Annotated in this window: 4 protein-coding genes; 3 read left to right on the top strand and 1 reads right to left on the bottom strand. The window is 71.9% G+C overall.

Annotated elements, in window-relative coordinates:
• Positions 1-18: 18 nt before the first annotated feature.
• Genes E1264_RS40675 through E1264_RS40685 form a run of 3 tightly spaced genes read left to right on the top strand, consistent with a single transcriptional unit; the run spans position 19 to position 3729 of the window.
• Positions 19-1407 carry a vWA domain-containing protein gene (locus E1264_RS40675; protein ID WP_132182603.1) on the top strand — a complete coding sequence of 463 codons (1389 nt, stop codon included), beginning with the start codon at positions 19-21 and terminating at the stop codon, positions 1405-1407.
• Between the two features lie 2 nt (positions 1408-1409).
• The gene (locus tag E1264_RS45760) at positions 1410-2852 is read left to right on the top strand and encodes a hypothetical protein (RefSeq protein ID WP_132182605.1); all 1443 of its coding nucleotides are present in this window, start codon (positions 1410-1412) and stop codon (positions 2850-2852) included.
• A gap of 37 nt (positions 2853-2889) precedes the next feature.
• The gene (locus E1264_RS40685; RefSeq protein ID WP_243711479.1) at positions 2890-3729 is read left to right on the top strand and encodes a glutamate ABC transporter substrate-binding protein; all 840 of its coding nucleotides are present in this window, start codon (positions 2890-2892) and stop codon (positions 3727-3729) included.
• Positions 3730-3793: 64 nt separating this feature from the next.
• Here E1264_RS40685 and E1264_RS40690 read toward each other — a convergent pair whose 3' ends face one another.
• Positions 3794-3997: a cold-shock protein gene (locus E1264_RS40690; RefSeq protein WP_131971577.1), complete on the bottom strand. Its 204-nt coding sequence runs from the start codon at positions 3995-3997 to the stop codon at positions 3794-3796.
• Positions 3998-4327: the final 330 nt, after the last annotated feature.

Below are 4327 nucleotides of genomic sequence, written 5' to 3' on the forward strand. Positions count from 1 at the left end.
GCCCCAGGAAGGTGATCGATGAGTGACCGCCCCGACTTCGCGGTCGAGATCCACCAGAACCCTTACCTCCCGGTGGACGCCACGCAGGTCCATGCCATCGTCCGGGTCACGGCCCGCACCGGCCGCCCGCCCCTGCCCGCGGTGTCCTCCTCCTCTTCGTCGGCGGCGCGGGCGTCCGCGGCGGCGGAGGTCATCATCATCGACACCTCCGCGTCCATGGCGGGCGAGCGGCTCGTCGAGGCGCAGCAGGCCGCGAAGGCGGCGGTGGACGCGCTGCGCGAGGACGTCGACTTCGCCGTCGTCGCCGGATCCCGCGACGCCGCCATGGTCTACCCGCGCGACGTGCTGCTGGCCCCCGCGACCGACCGCGGCAAGGAGGCCGCCAAGGTCGCCATCTCCAAGCTGACCGCCGCGGGCGGCACCCGGATCGGCCGCTGGCTGAGCCTGGCCGCCGAGCTGTTCGACGACTCCCGGCACGGCATCCGGCACGCCGTCCTGCTGACCGACGGCCGCAACGAGCACGAGACCGAGGAGGAGCTGGACGCGGCCCTGACCGTCTGCGCGGGCCGTTTCGTGTGCGACTGCCGCGGCGTCGGCGCCGACTGGGACCCGGCCGAGCTGCGCGAGGTCGCCACCCGCCTGCTCGGCCGGTTCGCGGTGGTGGCCGACCCGCGGCACCTCACGGCCGACTTCACCGAGATGATCGGGCGGGCGATGGGCAAGGCCGTCGCCGACGTCGCGCTCCGGGTCTGGACGCCCGACAAGGTCTCCCTGCAGTTCCTCAAGCAGGTGTATCCCGCGCGGCGCGACCTGACCGGCAAGCGGATCGAGGTGGACCCGCACGGGGAGGGCCCGGCGACGGGCGACTACCCGACCGGCATCTGGGGGACGGAGAAGCGCGACTACCACCTGTGCGTCACGGTCCCCGTCGGGAAGCCGTACCAGCGGATGCAGGCGGCGCGGGTGTCGGTGGTGGTGCCGGGACCCGGCGGCGAGCCGGACGTGACCCTCGCCGAGGCCATGGTCCTCGCCGAATGGACGGACGACAGGGCGCGCTCGACGGGGCGGCATTCGTCCGTCGAGCACTACTCCAGGCAGGAGGAGCTCGCCGACTCCCTCAGCGAGGGGCTGAGCGCCTACCGGAGGGGCGACGACGAGACCGCGAGCACCAGGCTCCGGCGGGCGCACGAGCTGGCCGAGAGGACCGGCAGCAGCGGGACGTCCCAGCGCCTCGACCGGGTCGTCGCCCGGGAGACCGGCGAGGTCAGGCCGCGGCAGGACGTCGACGCCGCCGACCTCATCGCCCTCGACACCGAGTCGAGCGAATCGGCGCACCGCCCGCCGGACGAGCCCGACGACGACCCGGACCCCGAGGCCAAGGCCGGCGACGACGAGGGCGAGGGCTGAGCGTGTCGTGGAGACTGTTCCGGCTGCACAGCGTCCCGCGCCGCGTGCAGGCGTTGACGGCCGCCGTCCTGCTGGCGGTCATCGTGCTGTTCACCGTCACCGGCGTCGCGCTGTTGGACGCCCGCGCGGCCCTGCGCGCCATCGGCCACGACGAGGGCCCGATGGTCGTGGCAACCAACGACGTCTATCTCGCGCTGAGCGACATGGACGCCCAGGTCACCAACGTCCTGCTGACGGGCGCGGAGGACGAATGGCTCTGCGATGTCGATATGGACGGAGGCCCGTCGTGCTCGCGGAGCTTGCCGCGCTACTTCTACGACATCCGCCGCGAGGACGCGCAGCGGGCGGCGTTACAGGCCGCGCGCCTCGCCGAGGACGACCCGGTGCGGCTGCGGACCGTCCAGTCCGTGCTGGACGGCCTGCACCTCTACGACCAGCGCGTGCAGGCGGCGATGGAGCGGGGCCGCCGCACCGACCACGCGTTCGGACGCCTCCCCGAGGACGCGGCCGTCGAGTACCGGGCGGCCACCAGGATCATGACCGAGGACCTGCTGCCGAAGGCCAACAACCTCACGCTGGCCGGGGCGGCGGACGTGGAGGCGTCCTACGGCGACCCGCTGTCCCGGATGCGGTCCGGCCGGATCTGGGTGCTGGTGCTCGGCCTGACGGTGCTCGGGGCGCTCGCCGGGCTGCAGGTCTACCTCGCCAGGCGCTTCCGGCGGGTGGTCAGCCTGTTCCTGGTCGCCGCCGCGCTCGGCACGACGGCGCTGACGGTGGTGGCCGCGTCCCTGCTGGCGACCGGGGCCGACCGCGTGGAGACGGCGAAGGAGGACGGCTTCGACCCCGTCCTGCGGCTGTCGCGGACGCGGGCGACCGGCAAGAGCCTGAACGCCGACCGCATCCGCGCCCTCCTCGACCCGGCCGACGCCGACCGCTACGACCAGACCTATTTCGAGAAGTCGCAGACGATGCTGTACATCCGCCAGGCCCACGACCTGGAGTCGTACTACGCGATGCTCGCCACGCGGATCGGGCGCTACGGCGACGGCCTGCACAAGGTGGACTTCGGCGGCTTCTACGGGACCGAGGCGACCGAGGCCATGGGCCGGGGACAGCAGGCGCCCGTGCGGACGCTGCTGGACCGCTACCGCGCCTACCAGCAGAACGATCGCGTCGTTCGGGAGCTCGCCCGGGACGGGAAGCTGAGGGACGCCGCCAGGGCGCATGTCGACCCGCGCTGGCATTTCCTGTCCCACCCCGATTTCCGGCAGCACGACTCCGGGCTCGACGCGCGGGTCGTCCGGCACCAGCTCGTCGTCGACCGGATGGTGCGGGACGGGGAGGGCGCGCTGGAGCCCTGGCCGTGGGCGCTGCCCGCGTCCGCCCTGGTCATCGGCGCGCTGGTGGTGGGCGGCGTGTGGCCGCGGCTGGCGGAGTACCGCTGATGGGCCCGCAGAGCGTCGCGAAGGTGAGGAGGGGACCGTGCGTGCAGTCCGGAACGCCGTGATCGTGATCGTGGCCGTCGTGCTCGTCGGGGTGGCGCTGGCGGTGTACCGCGCCGGCGGCGGGGAGTCCTCCGCGTCGATCCTCGGCAAGAAGACCCTGCGGATCGGGGTCAAGTCCGATCAGCCGCGGCTGGGGCTGCGGAGGTGGGACGGCTCGTTCGAGGGCTTCGACGTCGACGTCGCCACCTATATCGCGGGCCGGCTCGGCGTCGCGCCCGGCGACCTCACGTTCGTCGGGCTGACCTCGAACGAGCGGGAGGAGGCGCTGCGCGACGGCGTCGTCGACATGGTGTTCGCCACCTACTCGATCACCCCGGAGCGCAAGGAGAAGGTCACCTTCGGCGGCCCGTACTACGTCGCGCACCAGGACATCCTCGTCCGCGCCGGGGACCGGTCGATCGAGAACGTGAGCGACCTGCGGGGCAAGCGGCTCTGCCAGGCGGCCGGGTCGAACTCGTGGCGGCGGGTGACGGAGGAGCGCAAGGTGGACGCGGAGCTGGTCCGCGCGAGCAACTACAGCGAGTGCGTCACCGCCCTGAAGGAGGGCCGCATGGACGCCGTGTCCACCGACGACCTGATCCTCGCGGGTTTCGCGGCGGCGAACGGCTCGGGCACCACGATGGTCCAGGCGCCGTTCACCAACGAGAAGTACGGCGTCGGCCTCAGGAAGGGGGACGTGGCGGGCTGCCAGGCCGTCAACCGGTACCTGACCGAGATGTACCAGAACGGCGCGGCGAAGACGCTGCTCACCGAATGGTTCGGGTCGGTGGACTTCGCGGTCGGCACCAGCGTCCCGGAGTTCGAGGGCTGCACCTGAACCGGCCGGGAACGCAGTGCGGCGGGCGCCCCGGAGGGACGCCCGCCGCGCGGCTTGATCAGGGTCAGGCGGGGACGATGTTCTCCGCCTGGAGGCCCTTCTGGCCCTGGGTGACGTCGAACGTCACCTTCTGGCCCTCCTGGAGCTCCCGGAAGCCCTGGGCCGCGATGTTGGTGTAGTGGGCGAAGACGTCGGCGCCGCCGCCGTCCTGCTCGATGAAGCCGAAGCCCTTTTCGGCGTTGAACCACTTGACCGTGCCGGTGGCCATGGTCATCTCCTCTGGTCGGTCACGACCGCACACCGTGCGCGGTCGGGATCGCCGCGATGGCCCATCCGGAAGATCCAGAACAACAAAAATGCGCCTGAGGTCAGATCCGACAGGCGCACGAACATGTCTATGGGAACCGCAACTCCTTGCAGAGTACCACACGATTCGGCGGGGCGAGCGAAACCCGGGGTCCCGCCGTGCGGTGCGGCCCGTGAAATTCTCGCCGGGCGCGGGAGAGTTCCCTGCACAGCTCCGTTGGGCGCATAATGCGGTAATGAAGCGCTCCGGACCCGCCAGGCGGCGACATCTCCCCACCAGCCCCTTCAAACC

The organism is Actinomadura sp. KC216, from assembly GCF_004348535.1.
Lineage (GTDB): Bacteria > Actinomycetota > Actinomycetes > Streptosporangiales > Streptosporangiaceae > Spirillospora.